Below are 15,435 nucleotides of genomic sequence, written 5' to 3'. Positions count from 1 at the left end.
TAATTAATCGTTCAAATACTTAAGAGCAGTTAATGCAGATTTGAGTATACGTGCACGCAATTCATCACGTAATGGTAATTGAAAAGCCAATGTTGTTCTATCAATACTTGCTAACATTAACTTTGCTTCACGTGCTGTAATCAGCTCCTCCTCTAAAAGCCGATCTAAAATATCTAAGGCAGCACGTTGGGGGATCGAATCACCGATTAAAAATATAATTTCATCGATTAACTCTGATTGATTCTGATGACGTATACGCATAATCCGAATATAACCGCCACCCCCACGCTTACTTTCCACAATATACCCCTTCTCCACAGTAAATCGTGTATTAATCACATAATTTATTTGAGAAGGTACACATTGAAATTGATCTGCAATTTCACTTCTTTTAATTTCGATAGCTTGCTGCTCCTCTGCCTGTAATACTTTTTTCAAATATTGTTCAATGATATCTGAAATGTTACTCATCCTTCGCACCTCAAATCAAATAATTTATTCGATAAATCAGTTCCTTTGACTTTGACTAACTTTGACTATGACTTTATTATAATATAAATTCTTTAAGTTGCAAATGGATGGTATTTCTATTTTTGACAAACAGACAAGAAATCAAAACATAATTATAGAAACTCTATGAAAATATTTAAATTTTAACTTCGTTTTGTTATATTTACCACTCCTGGAAGCTTGGATATATCATCAAATAAATAAATTAAATTTTTATTCCCCTTCATATTTGTCCACATATGAATTCTGCGTTGATTACCTTCCAACAATTTTATCTCCATTTGTTTAATATTAAAATGATTCTTTTCAATTGACTTTACTGCTTCATGTATTTCAAATTCCTCTGATGCAATAATCTCAATAAAATTGCTTGATTTAAATCGGGGGAAGAAATGCTCTATTTGATTTAAAAAAATTAAACTGACAAGAATAATAAGCGTTGTTACAATAGCAACGCTGTACATACCGGCTCCGACAACTAATCCAATACCTGCTACAGCCCATATAGAAGCAGCTGTTGTTAACCCTTTGATAGTTCCTCCGTAAACAATAATTGTACCTGCTCCCAGAAAGCCGATACCGCTAATTACATAAGAAGGGATACGGGCAGGATCGAATCGAATATTATCATATTGTTCCATGAAAGCGATAAAACCAAAAATTGATAAAATCATCATTAAACAGGATCCTACTCCTACTAGTATATGCGTACGGAACCCAGCTGAATGATTATTAATTTCTCGTTCAAAACCAATTAAACCAGATAATATCAAAGCAATAAATAAACGTGATACAATAACAAGAAAATCACCACCAATGAATTGTTCCAATTTTACTTACTCCTTTGTATAGAATTTAAAATGCAATTATATCTTTACGTGATCGTTTCATCTTTTATGCATATTCGAATAGATAGAAAAGAATAGCTTGTCTCCATCTCCTCTCTCAAAAATATCATTTTTAAATTTTATCATGTCTAACTTCCATTATATTCTAATCCTTTTAATTTGCTAATAAGAAAATTTTATTATCTATTCTGGATTACTATTTTTAATAAGCTTATTTAATTATTTTATGATTCCAAATTTAATATAGAAGGTTTAAGAATACAAAAAAAGAGTTAAGCATAAGCTTAACTCTTTTTTTAATGTGCCTGGCAACGTCCTACTCTCGCAGGGGGAAGCCCCCAACTACCATTGGCGCTGAAGAACTTAACTTCTGTGTTCGGCATGGGAACAGGTGTGACCTCTTCGCTATCGCCACCAGACAATACAATATGTAACTTGAAGATGTTTCCTTAAAAACAAGGACAAGTTATATTATATGCACTTCAGAATAAAAATGCAACACTTTTTTTAAATTTGCACCCTGAAAACTAAATAAGAGTAACGTGACATCAAAAAACTTAGATAAGTCCTCAATCGATTAGTATCCGTCAGCTGCACGTGTCGCCACGCTTCCACCTCGGACCTATCAACCTCATCGTCTCTGAGGGATTTTACTCACTTGAAGTGATGGGAAGTTTCATCTTGAGGGGGGCTTCATGCTTAGATGCTTTCAGCACTTATCCTTTCCACACGTAGCTACCCAGCTATGCTCCTGGCGGAACAACTGGTACACCAGCGGTGTGTCCATCCCGGTCCTCTCGTACTAAGGACAGCTCCTCTCAAACTTCCAACGCCCACGACGGATAGGGACCGAACTGTCTCACGACGTTCTGAACCCAGCTCGCGTACCGCTTTAATGGGCGAACAGCCCAACCCTTGGGACCGACTACAGCCCCAGGATGCGATGAGCCGACATCGAGGTGCCAAACCTCCCCGTCGATGTGAACTCTTGGGGGAGATAAGCCTGTTATCCCCGGGGTAGCTTTTATCCGTTGAGCGATGGCCCTTCCATGCGGAACCACCGGATCACTAAGCCCGACTTTCGTCCCTGCTCGACTTGTAGGTCTCGCAGTCAAGCTCCCTTCTGCCTTTACACTCTACGAATGATTTCCAACCATTCTGAGGGAACCTTTGGGCGCCTCCGTTACCTTTTAGGAGGCGACCGCCCCAGTCAAACTGCCCGCCTGACACTGTCTCCGAACCGGATTACGGTCCTGGGTTAGAATGGTCATACAGTTAGGGTGGTATCCCACGGGTGCCTCCACGTAAGCTGGCGCTCACGCTTCAAAGGCTCCCACCTATCCTGTACAAACTGCACAAACATTCCATATCAGGCTACAGTAAAGCTCCACGGGGTCTTTCCGTCCTGTCGCGGGTAATGCGCATCTTCACGCATAGTATAATTTCACCGGGTCTCTCGTTGAGACAGTGCCCAAGTCGTTGCACCTTTCGTGCGGGTCGGAACTTACCCGACAAGGAATTTCGCTACCTTAGGACCGTTATAGTTACGGCCGCCGTTTACTGGGGCTTCGGTTCAAAGCTTCGCTTACGCTAACTCTTCCCCTTAACCTTCCAGCACCGGGCAGGTGTCAGCCCCTATACTTCGCCTTTCGGCTTCGCAGAGACCTGTGTTTTTGCTAAACAGTCGCTTGGGCCTATTCACTGCGGCTCACTCACAAGTGAGCACCCCTTCTCCCGAAGTTACGGGGTCATTTTGCCGAGTTCCTTAACGAGAGTTCTCCCGCTCACCTTAGGATTCTCTCCTCGCCTACCTGTGTCGGTTTGCGGTACGGGCACCTATGATCTAACTAGAGGCTTTTCTTGGCAGTGTGAAATCAGGAACTTCGGTACTCTATTTCCCTCCCCATCACAGCTCAGAAATATGTCAGACGGATTTGCCTATCTGACTTCCTCGCATGCTTGGACGCACATCCATCAGTGCGCACTCCTTATCCTCCTGCGTCCCCCCATTGTTCAAACAATCATGAGGTGGTACAGGAATATCAACCTGTTGTCCATCGCCTACGCCTGTCGGCCTCGGCTTAGGTCCCGACTAACCCTGAGAGGACGAGCCTTCCTCAGGAAACCTTAGGCATTCGGTGAAAGAGATTCTCACTCTTTTTTCGCTACTCATACCGGCATTCTCACTTCAAAGCGCTCCACCAGTCCTCACGGTCTGACTTCTCTGCACTTTGAACGCTCTCCTACCATTGTTCGTAAGAACAATCCGCAGCTTCGGTGATACGTTTAGCCCCGGTACATTTTCGGCGCAGCGTCACTCGACCAGTGAGCTATTACGCACTCTTTCAATGATGGCTGCTTCTAAGCCAACATCCTGGTTGTCTGTGCAACGCCACATCCTTTTCCACTTAACGTATACTTTGGGACCTTAGCTGGCGGTCTGGGCTGTTTCCCTTTCGACTATGAACCTTATCACCCATAGTCTGACTCCCAAGTTGAAGTAACTGGCATTCGGAGTTTGACTGAATTCGGTAACCCGGTAGGGGCCCCTAGTCCAATCAGTGCTCTACCTCCAGTACTCACGATCTTGAGGCTAGCCCTAAAGCTATTTCGGAGAGAACCAGCTATCTCCGTGTTCGATTGGAATTTCACCGCTACCCACACCTCATCCCCGCATTTTTCAACATACGTGGGTTCGGGCCTCCAGTCAGTGTTACCTGACCTTCACCCTGGACATGGGTAGATCACACGGTTTCGGGTCTACGACCGCATACTCATTCGCCCTATTCAGACTCGCTTTCGCTACGGCTCCGTGTCTTCCACTTAACCTTGCATACAATCGTAACTCGCCGGTCCATTCTACAAAAGGTACGCCGTCACCCATTAACGGGCTCCGACTACTTGTAGGCACACGGTTTCAGGTTCTATTTCACTCCCCTTCCGGGGTGCTTTTCACCTTTCCCTCACGGTACTGGTTCACTATCGGTCACTAGGTAGTATTTAGCCTTGGGAGATGGTCCTCCCGGATTCCGACGGAATTCCACGTGTTCCGCCGTACTCAGGATACACTCCGGAGGAAATTCCTTTTCAACTACAGGGCTGTTACCTTCTTCGGCTGACCTTTCCAAGTCGATTCGTTTAAAGAATTTCTTTGTAACTCCAATAGAGTGTCCTACAACCCCAAGAAGCAAGCTTCTTGGTTTGGGCTCTTTCCGTTTCGCTCGCCGCTACTCAGGAAATCGATTTTTCTTTCTCTTCCTCCAGGTACTGAGATGTTTCAGTTCCCCGGGTCTGCCTCATCTACCCTATGTATTCAGATAGATGTCCTGTCCCATTACGAACAGTGGGTTCCCCCATTCGGAAATCCCCGGATCAAAGTTTACTTACAACTCCCCGAGGCATATCGGTGTTAGTCCCGTCCTTCATCGGCTCCTAGTGCCAAGGCATCCACCGTGCGCCCTTATTCACTTAACTAAAGTTTTGGAATAAGTTTGCTGATTACTTCGTAATCAGTTGTGTTGCTATATCAATAGCTTTTTTGCCTTATTTCTAAAGTTTGATGTCGTTGTTACTCTTATTTAGTTTTCAAGGTACAAAAAGAGAGATTGCTCTCTCAAAACTGAACCAAACAACCAAGTACAAAATTCCGTTATATATCCTTAGAAAGGAGGTGATCCAGCCGCACCTTCCGATACGGCTACCTTGTTACGACTTCACCCCAATCATTCGTCCCACCTTCGGCGGCTGGCTCCAAAAAGGTTACCTCACCGACTTCGGGTGTTACGAACTCTCGTGGTGTGACGGGCGGTGTGTACAAGACCCGGGAACGTATTCACCGCGGCATGCTGATCCGCGATTACTAGCGATTCCGGCTTCATGTAGGCGAGTTGCAGCCTACAATCCGAACTGAGAACGGTTTTATGGGATTTGCTTGACCTCGCGGGCTTGCTTCCCTTTGTTCCGTCCATTGTAGCACGTGTGTAGCCCAGGTCATAAGGGGCATGATGATTTGACGTCATCCCCACCTTCCTCCGGTTTGTCACCGGCAGTCACCTTAGAGTGCCCAACTAAATGCTGGCAACTAAGATCAAGGGTTGCGCTCGTTGCGGGACTTAACCCAACATCTCACGACACGAGCTGACGACAACCATGCACCACCTGTCACTTTGTCCCCGAAGGGAAAACTCTGTCTCCAGAGCGGTCAAAGGATGTCAAGACCTGGTAAGGTTCTTCGCGTTGCTTCGAATTAAACCACATGCTCCACCGCTTGTGCGGGTCCCCGTCAATTCTTTTGAGTTTCAGCCTTGCGGCCGTACTCCCCAGGCGGAGTGCTTAATGCGTTAACTTCAGCACTAAGGGGCGGAAACCCCCTAACACCTAGCACTCATCGTTTACGGCGTGGACTACCAGGGTATCTAATCCTGTTCGCTCCCCACGCTTTCGCTCCTCAGCGTCAGTTACAGACCAGAGAGTCGCCTTCGCCACTGGTGTTCCTCCACATCTCTACGCATTTCACCGCTACACGTGGAATTCCACTCTCCTCTTCTGCACTCAAGTCCTCCAGTTTCCAATGCACGTTTACGGTTGAGCCGCAAGATTTCACATCAGACTTAAAGAACCGCCTGCGAGCGCTTTACGCCCAATAATTCCGGACAACGCTTGCCACCTACGTATTACCGCGGCTGCTGGCACGTAGTTAGCCGTGGCTTTCTGGTCGGGTACCGTCAAGGTACGATCAGTTACTATCATACTTGTTCTTCCCCGACAACAGAGTTTTACGATCCGAAAACCTTCATCACTCACGCGGCGTTGCTCCGTCAGACTTTCGTCCATTGCGGAAGATTCCCTACTGCTGCCTCCCGTAGGAGTCTGGGCCGTGTCTCAGTCCCAGTGTGGCCGATCACCCTCTCAGGTCGGCTACGCATCGTCGCCTTGGTGAGCCATTACCTCACCAACTAGCTAATGCGCCGCAGGCCCATCTGTAAGTGACAGCAAAAGCCGCCTTTCAACTTACCATCAGGAGATGATAAGTATTATCCGGTATTAGCTCGCGTTTCCGCGAGTTATCCCAGTCTTACAGGCAGGTTGCCTACGTGTTACTCACCCGTCCGCCGCTCGTTCCACGAACGTCCCTCCGAAGAGTTCTGTCCGCTTCCCGCGCTCGACTTGCATGTATTAGGCACGCCGCCAGCGTTCGTCCTGAGCCAAGATCAAACTCTCCATAAAAGTGTTTGTTTCTTTAGCTTTCAGAAGTCAACTTCTGACTTAAATATTCAAGAAAAACGAGGTGTTTTTCTTCTTTCGTACTGGTTGTTTTGTTCAGTTTTCAAAGAGCAATTTCTTTGTCGCTTTTAAAAACAGCGACCAAATTAATATATCATGTTTCAAAACCATTGTCAACAACTTATTTAAAAGTTATTGAGTGGAGCCTAGCGGGATCGAACCGCTGACCTCCTGCGTGCAAGGCAGGCGCTCTCCCAGCTGAGCTAAGGCCCCATATTATATTCATGTAATGGTCGGGAAGACAGGATTCGAACCTGCGACCCCTTGGTCCCAAACCAAGTGCTCTACCAAGCTGAGCTACTTCCCGATGGCGCGCCCGAGAGGAGTCGAACCCCTAACCTCTTGATCCGTAGTCAAACGCTCTATCCAATTGAGCTACGGGCGCTTATGGTGCCGAGGACCGGAATCGAACCGGTACGGTAATCACTTACCGCAGGATTTTAAGTCCTGTGCGTCTGCCAGTTCCGCCACCCCGGCAATATTTGGAGCGGAAGACGGGATTCGAACCCGCGACCCCCACCTTGGCAAGGTGATGTTCTACCACTGAACTACTTCCGCGTATTGCCTTTATTTAATTAATGGTGCGGGTGGAGGGACTTGAACCCCCACGCCCGAAGGCACTAGATCCTAAGTCTAGCGCGTCTGCCAATTCCGCCACACCCGCAAATGGTGAGCCATGAAGGATTCGAACCTTCGACCCTCTGATTAAAAGTCAGATGCTCTACCGACTGAGCTAATGGCTCCTTAAAAGGAAAATGGTGCCGGCCAGAGGACTTGAACCCCCAACCTACTGATTACAAGTCAGTTGCTCTACCAGTTGAGCTAGGCCGGCATAATGGTGGAGGATGCAGGGCTCGAACCTGCGACCCCCTGCTTGTAAGGCAGGTGCTCTCCCAGCTGAGCTAATCCTCCGGATTTAAAGCCTGGCAACGTCCTACTCTCGCAGGGGGAAGCCCCCAACTACCATTGGCGCTGAAGAACTTAACTTCTGTGTTCGGCATGGGAACAGGTGTGACCTCTTCGCTATCGCCACCAGACAATACAATATGTAACTTGAAGATGTTTCCTTAAAAACAAGGACAAGTTATATTATATGCACTTCAGAATAAAAATGCAACACTTTTTTTAAATTTGCACCCTGAAAACTAAATAAGAGTAACGTGACATCAAAAAACTTAGATAAGTCCTCAATCGATTAGTATCCGTCAGCTGCACGTGTCGCCACGCTTCCACCTCGGACCTATCAACCTCATCGTCTCTGAGGGATTTTACTCACTTGAAGTGATGGGAAGTTTCATCTTGAGGGGGGCTTCATGCTTAGATGCTTTCAGCACTTATCCTTTCCACACGTAGCTACCCAGCTATGCTCCTGGCGGAACAACTGGTACACCAGCGGTGTGTCCATCCCGGTCCTCTCGTACTAAGGACAGCTCCTCTCAAACTTCCAACGCCCACGACGGATAGGGACCGAACTGTCTCACGACGTTCTGAACCCAGCTCGCGTACCGCTTTAATGGGCGAACAGCCCAACCCTTGGGACCGACTACAGCCCCAGGATGCGATGAGCCGACATCGAGGTGCCAAACCTCCCCGTCGATGTGAACTCTTGGGGGAGATAAGCCTGTTATCCCCGGGGTAGCTTTTATCCGTTGAGCGATGGCCCTTCCATGCGGAACCACCGGATCACTAAGCCCGACTTTCGTCCCTGCTCGACTTGTAGGTCTCGCAGTCAAGCTCCCTTCTGCCTTTACACTCTACGAATGATTTCCAACCATTCTGAGGGAACCTTTGGGCGCCTCCGTTACCTTTTAGGAGGCGACCGCCCCAGTCAAACTGCCCGCCTGACACTGTCTCCGAACCGGATTACGGTCCTGGGTTAGAATGGTCATACAGTTAGGGTGGTATCCCACGGGTGCCTCCACGTAAGCTGGCGCTCACGCTTCAAAGGCTCCCACCTATCCTGTACAAACTGCACAAACATTCCATATCAGGCTACAGTAAAGCTCCACGGGGTCTTTCCGTCCTGTCGCGGGTAATGCGCATCTTCACGCATAGTATAATTTCACCGGGTCTCTCGTTGAGACAGTGCCCAAGTCGTTGCACCTTTCGTGCGGGTCGGAACTTACCCGACAAGGAATTTCGCTACCTTAGGACCGTTATAGTTACGGCCGCCGTTTACTGGGGCTTCGGTTCAAAGCTTCGCTTACGCTAACTCTTCCCCTTAACCTTCCAGCACCGGGCAGGTGTCAGCCCCTATACTTCGCCTTTCGGCTTCGCAGAGACCTGTGTTTTTGCTAAACAGTCGCTTGGGCCTATTCACTGCGGCTCACTCACAAGTGAGCACCCCTTCTCCCGAAGTTACGGGGTCATTTTGCCGAGTTCCTTAACGAGAGTTCTCCCGCTCACCTTAGGATTCTCTCCTCGCCTACCTGTGTCGGTTTGCGGTACGGGCACCTATGATCTAACTAGAGGCTTTTCTTGGCAGTGTGAAATCAGGAACTTCGGTACTCTATTTCCCTCCCCATCACAGCTCAGAAATATGTCAGACGGATTTGCCTATCTGACTTCCTCGCATGCTTGGACGCACATCCATCAGTGCGCACTCCTTATCCTCCTGCGTCCCCCCATTGTTCAAACAATCATGAGGTGGTACAGGAATATCAACCTGTTGTCCATCGCCTACGCCTGTCGGCCTCGGCTTAGGTCCCGACTAACCCTGAGAGGACGAGCCTTCCTCAGGAAACCTTAGGCATTCGGTGAAAGAGATTCTCACTCTTTTTTCGCTACTCATACCGGCATTCTCACTTCAAAGCGCTCCACCAGTCCTCACGGTCTGACTTCTCTGCACTTTGAACGCTCTCCTACCATTGTTCGTAAGAACAATCCGCAGCTTCGGTGATACGTTTAGCCCCGGTACATTTTCGGCGCAGCGTCACTCGACCAGTGAGCTATTACGCACTCTTTCAATGATGGCTGCTTCTAAGCCAACATCCTGGTTGTCTGTGCAACGCCACATCCTTTTCCACTTAACGTATACTTTGGGACCTTAGCTGGCGGTCTGGGCTGTTTCCCTTTCGACTATGAACCTTATCACCCATAGTCTGACTCCCAAGTTGAAGTAACTGGCATTCGGAGTTTGACTGAATTCGGTAACCCGGTAGGGGCCCCTAGTCCAATCAGTGCTCTACCTCCAGTACTCACGATCTTGAGGCTAGCCCTAAAGCTATTTCGGAGAGAACCAGCTATCTCCGTGTTCGATTGGAATTTCACCGCTACCCACACCTCATCCCCGCATTTTTCAACATACGTGGGTTCGGGCCTCCAGTCAGTGTTACCTGACCTTCACCCTGGACATGGGTAGATCACACGGTTTCGGGTCTACGACCGCATACTCATTCGCCCTATTCAGACTCGCTTTCGCTACGGCTCCGTGTCTTCCACTTAACCTTGCATACAATCGTAACTCGCCGGTCCATTCTACAAAAGGTACGCCGTCACCCATTAACGGGCTCCGACTACTTGTAGGCACACGGTTTCAGGTTCTATTTCACTCCCCTTCCGGGGTGCTTTTCACCTTTCCCTCACGGTACTGGTTCACTATCGGTCACTAGGTAGTATTTAGCCTTGGGAGATGGTCCTCCCGGATTCCGACGGAATTCCACGTGTTCCGCCGTACTCAGGATACACTCCGGAGGAAATTCCTTTTCAACTACAGGGCTGTTACCTTCTTCGGCTGACCTTTCCAAGTCGATTCGTTTAAAGAATTTCTTTGTAACTCCAATAGAGTGTCCTACAACCCCAAGAAGCAAGCTTCTTGGTTTGGGCTCTTTCCGTTTCGCTCGCCGCTACTCAGGAAATCGATTTTTCTTTCTCTTCCTCCAGGTACTGAGATGTTTCAGTTCCCCGGGTCTGCCTCATCTACCCTATGTATTCAGATAGATGTCCTGTCCCATTACGAACAGTGGGTTCCCCCATTCGGAAATCCCCGGATCAAAGTTTACTTACAACTCCCCGAGGCATATCGGTGTTAGTCCCGTCCTTCATCGGCTCCTAGTGCCAAGGCATCCACCGTGCGCCCTTATTCACTTAACTAAAGTTTTGGAATAAGTTTGCTGATTACTTCGTAATCAGTTGTGTTGCTATATCAATAGCTTTTTTGCCTTATTTCTAAAGTTTGATGTCGTTGTTACTCTTATTTAGTTTTCAAGGTACAAAAAGAGAGATTGCTCTCTCAAAACTGAACCAAACAACCAAGTACAAAATTCCGTTATATATCCTTAGAAAGGAGGTGATCCAGCCGCACCTTCCGATACGGCTACCTTGTTACGACTTCACCCCAATCATTCGTCCCACCTTCGGCGGCTGGCTCCAAAAAGGTTACCTCACCGACTTCGGGTGTTACGAACTCTCGTGGTGTGACGGGCGGTGTGTACAAGACCCGGGAACGTATTCACCGCGGCATGCTGATCCGCGATTACTAGCGATTCCGGCTTCATGTAGGCGAGTTGCAGCCTACAATCCGAACTGAGAACGGTTTTATGGGATTTGCTTGACCTCGCGGGCTTGCTTCCCTTTGTTCCGTCCATTGTAGCACGTGTGTAGCCCAGGTCATAAGGGGCATGATGATTTGACGTCATCCCCACCTTCCTCCGGTTTGTCACCGGCAGTCACCTTAGAGTGCCCAACTAAATGCTGGCAACTAAGATCAAGGGTTGCGCTCGTTGCGGGACTTAACCCAACATCTCACGACACGAGCTGACGACAACCATGCACCACCTGTCACTTTGTCCCCGAAGGGAAAACTCTGTCTCCAGAGCGGTCAAAGGATGTCAAGACCTGGTAAGGTTCTTCGCGTTGCTTCGAATTAAACCACATGCTCCACCGCTTGTGCGGGTCCCCGTCAATTCTTTTGAGTTTCAGCCTTGCGGCCGTACTCCCCAGGCGGAGTGCTTAATGCGTTAACTTCAGCACTAAGGGGCGGAAACCCCCTAACACCTAGCACTCATCGTTTACGGCGTGGACTACCAGGGTATCTAATCCTGTTCGCTCCCCACGCTTTCGCTCCTCAGCGTCAGTTACAGACCAGAGAGTCGCCTTCGCCACTGGTGTTCCTCCACATCTCTACGCATTTCACCGCTACACGTGGAATTCCACTCTCCTCTTCTGCACTCAAGTCCTCCAGTTTCCAATGCACGTTTACGGTTGAGCCGCAAGATTTCACATCAGACTTAAAGAACCGCCTGCGAGCGCTTTACGCCCAATAATTCCGGACAACGCTTGCCACCTACGTATTACCGCGGCTGCTGGCACGTAGTTAGCCGTGGCTTTCTGGTCGGGTACCGTCAAGGTACGATCAGTTACTATCATACTTGTTCTTCCCCGACAACAGAGTTTTACGATCCGAAAACCTTCATCACTCACGCGGCGTTGCTCCGTCAGACTTTCGTCCATTGCGGAAGATTCCCTACTGCTGCCTCCCGTAGGAGTCTGGGCCGTGTCTCAGTCCCAGTGTGGCCGATCACCCTCTCAGGTCGGCTACGCATCGTCGCCTTGGTGAGCCATTACCTCACCAACTAGCTAATGCGCCGCAGGCCCATCTGTAAGTGACAGCAAAAGCCGCCTTTCAACTTACCATCAGGAGATGATAAGTATTATCCGGTATTAGCTCGCGTTTCCGCGAGTTATCCCAGTCTTACAGGCAGGTTGCCTACGTGTTACTCACCCGTCCGCCGCTCGTTCCACGAACGTCCCTCCGAAGAGTTCTGTCCGCTTCCCGCGCTCGACTTGCATGTATTAGGCACGCCGCCAGCGTTCGTCCTGAGCCAAGATCAAACTCTCCATAAAAGTGTTTGTTTCTTTAGCTTTCAGAAGTCAACTTCTGACTTAAATATTCAAGAAAAACGAGGTGTTTTTCTTCTTTCGTACTGGTTGTTTTGTTCAGTTTTCAAAGAGCAATTTCTTTGTCGTCGTTTCAAATTGGCGACTTTATTAATTTATCACATTTACAATTCGTTGTCAACAACTTTTTTTAATTTATTTTGTTGTTATCTTGTTGAACCGTTCATGTGATGCGCATTGCGTTATGCAACGATAATTAATTTATCATGATTCCAAAATGAAAGCAAGTCTTTTTTGAAATAAAATTACAGAAGACAAATATTTCTATAATTCATTTTATTGAAGCAGTTTGATAAACCTTTTATAAATCCCTGTTTACAAAGCTTTTCCGCCATTTTTCACGTTCACCAAAACGCAAAGCCCTGAAGGAAGATTGTCTTCCTTCAGGGCTTTGCTCTCTATGACATATGCAATTAACGATTTTTCATTTGCGGAAATAACAATACATCACGAATAGAAGGAGAGTTCGTTAATAACATTACCAAACGGTCTACTCCAATTCCTAATCCGCCAGTTGGAGGCATACCATACTCTAATGCTTCTAAAAAGTCCTCATCCATATAATGAGCTTCATCATTGCCTTGCGCTCTTTCTTTTACCTGCGCTTCAAAACGCTGACGCTGATCAATTGGATCATTCAATTCGCTGAAGGCATTAGCATGTTCTCTTCCTACGATAAACAACTCAAAACGATCTGTAAAACGCTCATCTTCTTTATTCTTTTTAGCCAGTGGGGAGATTTCTACAGGATGCCCAAAAATAAATGTAGGCTGAATTAACGTTTCCTCTACCCTCTGCTCAAAGAATTCATTTACAATATGCCCAAATGTCATTGCATCTGTTATTTCAATATTATGTTCTTTCGCTAACGCACGTGCTTCATCATCAGATAAGTGCTGCCAGAAATCTACACCTGTCTCCTGTTTAATAGCATCCACCATATGCAGTCTTGTCCATTGAGGCTCAAGATTTACTTCATAATCACCATATTGAATAGTTGTCTTTCCATAAACTTCTTGCGCAATATGGGCAATTAAGTTTTCAGTAAGATCCATTATATCATGATAATCAGCATATGCTTCATATAGCTCAATCATTGTAAATTCAGGGTTATGTCTTGTTGATACCCCTTCATTACGGAATACACGCCCAATTTCATATACCTTCTCCAGACCGCCGACAATAAGACGTTTTAAATGTAATTCAATGGCAATACGCATGTATAGTTCAGTATCTAATGCATTATGATGGGTTATAAAAGGACGTGCTGATGCGCCGCCCGGAATACTGTGCATCATTGGTGTTTCTACCTCTAAGTAGCCTTGTTTGTTTAAATACTCACGCATTGATTGAATAATTTTACTGCGGGCTACAAACGTATCTCTGCTTTCCGGATTTGTGATTAAATCTAAATAACGCTGACGATAGCGTTGCTCGATGTCTTTCAACCCGTGATATTTTTCCGGTAAAGGACGTAATGATTTGGATAGCAGATGAAATTCTTTTGCTTTAACAGACAATTCTCCGACATTGGTTTTGAACATTACGCCTGTAACACCTACAATATCGCCCAGATCTGTTGATTTAAAGATTTCATATGCTTCTTCACCAATTGCATCCTTACGAACATATAATTGGATTTGTCCGCTTAAATCCTGCATATGCGCAAACCCGGCTTTTCCTTTTCCGCGTTTTGTCATTAAACGTCCGGCTATCGTTACCTCATCTGTAATGTCTTCCAGCTCTTCTTTTGAAAACTGATCGTATTTTTCAACTAAATCTGCCGCCAGATGGGTACGCTCAAATTTTCCGCCGAATGGATCCAATCCTTTTTCAATGTATCCTGCGAGCTTATCACGTCTTACCTGCATATGTTCATTCAATTCTTCTGACACTTCTACCACTCCGCTTCTTAAATAGTTAATATGATATCTTCTAACCTGGGCGTTAAGACAATTACTACTTTATCCTACGAAGAATAAACCTTCGTTGTTTTCTCTTATATCTCTGTCTCCAATAATCTTACATCAGCTTTATCTGACTCTGGAAGTTCTTTTAAATAGGCTTCTACAGATTTTTCACGTACAGGTATAATAAAACCAGGAGCAATCTCTGCTAATGGAATTAATACAAAAGCACGCTCATGCATGCGAGGATGCGGTATAATCAATCTTTCTACTGTACTATTTTCATGATTAAATGTCAAAATGTCAAGGTCAATGGTTCGGGGGCCAAACCGGATATCCCGTTTTCTGCCAAGTTCCTTTTCAATCTGCTGGCAGAAAAAAAGTAAATCCATTGCTGATAAGCTTGTTTGGATCTCTAATACCATATTTAAGAAGTCTGATTGATCCTGATATCCAACCGGGGCAGTTTCGTACACAGAGGATCTTTTCTGAATCCTGACAGCTTCATTTGCTTCCAGTATTTCTAATGCCTGTCTCAGATGTTCTTTTCTCGGTTCAATATTTGTTCCCAGTGCGATAAATGCTTGATTCATTTCGTTCTCTCCCTATAAATTTCTACAGCAACCGACTCATAATATCCCGGAATGGGCGGATCCGGTTTTGTTACATGAATGGTACACGCCTCCAGCAATTCAAAAGAAATAAAAAGCTCATCTGCAATTGCTTCAGCTACTGCTTCAATAAGGTTAAAGCGTTTCTCTTCCACCACATGTTTTATCTTTTCATAAGCTTTCCCGTAATGTATAGAATTCTCCATTGCATCTGATCCCCCAGCTTTCTTTAAAGACAGGTACAGGTCAGCATCAACATAAAAACGTTGTCCCAAAGTATTTTCTTCAGGTAACAGCCCATGATATCCATAAAACTGCATCCGTTTTAAAACAATTTTATCCATTGTTGTTCCCCTTTTCTTCTGAACATGTTTTTTA

5 protein-coding genes, 9 tRNA genes and 6 rRNA genes are annotated in these 15,435 nt (G+C 46.3%); all 20 read right to left on the bottom strand.

Translation table 11 applies throughout. The features are described from left to right. Nucleotides 1-3 precede the first annotated feature (3 nt). Nucleotides 4-471 carry a CtsR family transcriptional regulator gene (locus MKY30_RS06675; protein ID WP_147211559.1) on the bottom strand — a complete coding sequence of 156 codons (468 nt, stop codon included), beginning with the start codon at nucleotides 469-471 and terminating at the stop codon, nucleotides 4-6. A 182-nt stretch (nucleotides 472-653) separates the two neighbouring features. Beyond that, nucleotides 654-1,340: an MgtC/SapB family protein gene (locus MKY30_RS06670; protein ID WP_246145191.1), complete on the bottom strand. Its 687-nt coding sequence runs from the start codon at nucleotides 1,338-1,340 to the stop codon at nucleotides 654-656. A gap of 321 nt (nucleotides 1,341-1,661) precedes the next feature. Continuing rightward, a 5S ribosomal RNA gene (rrf, locus tag MKY30_RS06665) occupies nucleotides 1,662-1,777 on the bottom strand. Nucleotides 1,778-1,915: 138 nt separating this feature from the next. Continuing rightward, a 23S ribosomal RNA gene (locus tag MKY30_RS06660) occupies nucleotides 1,916-4,832 on the bottom strand. 189 nt (nucleotides 4,833-5,021) lie between these two features. Then, nucleotides 5,022-6,584: ribosomal RNA gene (locus MKY30_RS06655) — 16S ribosomal RNA — on the bottom strand. Nucleotides 6,585-6,781: 197 nt separating this feature from the next. After that, nucleotides 6,782-6,854 (bottom strand) — tRNA-Ala (locus tag MKY30_RS06650). A 17-nt stretch (nucleotides 6,855-6,871) separates the two neighbouring features. Continuing rightward, a tRNA-Pro gene (locus MKY30_RS06645) sits at nucleotides 6,872-6,948 on the bottom strand. Nucleotide 6,949: 1 nt separating this feature from the next. Continuing rightward, a tRNA-Arg gene (locus tag MKY30_RS06640) sits at nucleotides 6,950-7,026 on the bottom strand. 3 nt (nucleotides 7,027-7,029) lie between these two features. After that, nucleotides 7,030-7,118: transfer RNA gene (locus tag MKY30_RS06635), tRNA-Leu, on the bottom strand. 6 nt (nucleotides 7,119-7,124) lie between these two features. Next, nucleotides 7,125-7,199 (bottom strand) — tRNA-Gly (locus MKY30_RS06630). A 21-nt stretch (nucleotides 7,200-7,220) separates the two neighbouring features. Then, nucleotides 7,221-7,305: transfer RNA gene (locus MKY30_RS06625), tRNA-Leu, on the bottom strand. 3 nt (nucleotides 7,306-7,308) lie between these two features. After that, nucleotides 7,309-7,384 (bottom strand) — tRNA-Lys (locus MKY30_RS06620). Nucleotides 7,385-7,397: 13 nt separating this feature from the next. Then, nucleotides 7,398-7,473, bottom strand: a tRNA-Thr gene (locus MKY30_RS06615). 4 nt (nucleotides 7,474-7,477) lie between these two features. After that, nucleotides 7,478-7,553: transfer RNA gene (locus MKY30_RS06610), tRNA-Val, on the bottom strand. A gap of 9 nt (nucleotides 7,554-7,562) precedes the next feature. Continuing rightward, a 5S ribosomal RNA gene (gene rrf / locus MKY30_RS06605) occupies nucleotides 7,563-7,678 on the bottom strand. A 138-nt stretch (nucleotides 7,679-7,816) separates the two neighbouring features. Continuing rightward, nucleotides 7,817-10,733 (bottom strand): 23S ribosomal RNA (locus MKY30_RS06600). A gap of 189 nt (nucleotides 10,734-10,922) precedes the next feature. After that, nucleotides 10,923-12,485: ribosomal RNA gene (locus MKY30_RS06595) — 16S ribosomal RNA — on the bottom strand. The 16S, 23S and 5S rRNA genes sit together here with 9 tRNA genes alongside, the layout of an rRNA operon. 467 nt (nucleotides 12,486-12,952) lie before the next feature. After that, nucleotides 12,953-14,434, bottom strand: coding sequence for a lysine--tRNA ligase (gene lysS, locus MKY30_RS06590; RefSeq protein ID WP_147212211.1), 1,482 nt, complete (start codon nucleotides 14,432-14,434; stop codon nucleotides 12,953-12,955). Between the two features lie 104 nt (nucleotides 14,435-14,538). Then, on the bottom strand, nucleotides 14,539-15,039 hold the full coding sequence (gene folK, locus MKY30_RS06585) for a 2-amino-4-hydroxy-6-hydroxymethyldihydropteridine diphosphokinase (RefSeq protein ID WP_147212212.1): 501 nt from the start codon (nucleotides 15,037-15,039) through the stop codon (nucleotides 14,539-14,541). Further along, nucleotides 15,036-15,401, bottom strand: coding sequence for a dihydroneopterin aldolase (gene folB / locus MKY30_RS06580; protein WP_147212213.1), 366 nt, complete (start codon nucleotides 15,399-15,401; stop codon nucleotides 15,036-15,038). Before folB ends, folK begins: the two co-directional genes overlap by 4 nt. Nucleotides 15,402-15,435: the final 34 nt, after the last annotated feature.

Source organism: Oceanobacillus sp. FSL W8-0428 (assembly GCF_038004405.1).
Lineage (GTDB): Bacteria > Bacillota > Bacilli > Bacillales > Amphibacillaceae > Oceanobacillus > Oceanobacillus sojae.
Note: the sequence above shows the minus strand (reverse complement) of the source record. Positions and strands in the feature narration are given on the sequence as shown.

What these genes read in the sequence shown, in the direction of transcription:
- MKY30_RS06675 (WP_147211559.1), bottom strand. Translation starts at nt 471, where the DNA reads ATGAGTAACATTTCAGATATCATTGAACAATATTTGAAAAAAGTATTA.
- folK (WP_147212212.1), bottom strand. Translation starts at nt 15,039, where the DNA reads ATGAATCAAGCATTTATCGCACTGGGAACAAATATTGAACCGAGAAAA.
- folB (WP_147212213.1), bottom strand. Translation starts at nt 15,401, where the DNA reads ATGGATAAAATTGTTTTAAAACGGATGCAGTTTTATGGATATCATGGG.